The organism is Bacillus sp. ES1-5 (assembly GCF_022487605.1).
Classification (GTDB): Bacteria; Bacillota; Bacilli; order Bacillales; family Bacillaceae_G; genus Bacillus_A; species Bacillus_A wiedmannii.
Genome location: NZ_JAKVPU010000040.1, coordinates 1 through 705, shown reverse-complemented (window position 1 = coordinate 705; position 705 = coordinate 1). Strand labels below are relative to the sequence as shown.

General features: G+C 31.6%; 1 protein-coding gene and 1 pseudogene. Both read right to left on the bottom strand.

Features of this window, described 5'->3' with window-relative positions:
* Positions 1 to 33 precede the first annotated feature (33 nt).
* Positions 34 to 198 (bottom strand): hypothetical protein, encoded by a 165-nt coding sequence (locus tag MKO96_RS29180; RefSeq protein ID WP_240587935.1) that lies wholly within the window; start codon positions 196 to 198, stop codon positions 34 to 36.
* 402 nt (positions 199 to 600) lie between these two features.
* Positions 601 to 705, bottom strand: a pseudogene (locus tag MKO96_RS29175) (collagen-like protein); the annotation flags it as partial.

Here is a 705-nt window from a genome sequence, read left to right as displayed (position 1 = left end):
CTTTGCTCTTTAATGGAGTTCTAGTTATGTAATTTAGATGAAGATACTACCTACTAGGAATAAAGCTCCTAGCAAAATTAGAGCATCAACTAAAATCAAGAACTGGTTTTTCTGTGTTTTTTTTAATTCTTTTATTAAGCTAAAAACTGCACTCAATCCGAAACAAATATATAACAAAATCAGTATTGTTTCTGGCATAATTAACACTCCTTATATATTGATAGATTAATTATATAATGAAAAACATTTGTATGTAAGTTTTTAACCAAATCCTTATTTAAATGAAGAAGCCTTAGGATTAGGAGTCTACGGATTCAAGTCATGGTATATCTCACACGACATTATAAAAAGAAAAGAACGTACTGAAGATAACACATGAATGTTTCATAAATGTATCAAAAAAGTGATTTTATAAATCAAAGTACTCAGCATACTTAACTAACGGCTTGTTGAAAAAAAGAAGCCCCGCAGAAAATGTTAAAGGGCTTCATAAATATGGGCGCATATGGTGATTTTTAATATGAAAAGAGAGCCAGGGGGCCCTCTTTAATAGTTATTGGATTTGCTAGAAAAACGAAAATCTTCAGATATATTAATGCATTAAAAATTTTGTGAACATGAAGTGCATGGTCCACCAGTAGGTTGGAATACAACATTATCAACAAAAGCTGTTGCGCCTTCTCCACCCGTAGCTAAGTGTTGGAA

Bases quoted from the DNA above. Each gene is read 5' to 3' on its own strand.
- MKO96_RS29180 (WP_240587935.1), bottom strand. From the start codon at position 198: ATGCCAGAAACAATACTGATTTTGTTATATATTTGTTTCGGATTGAGT.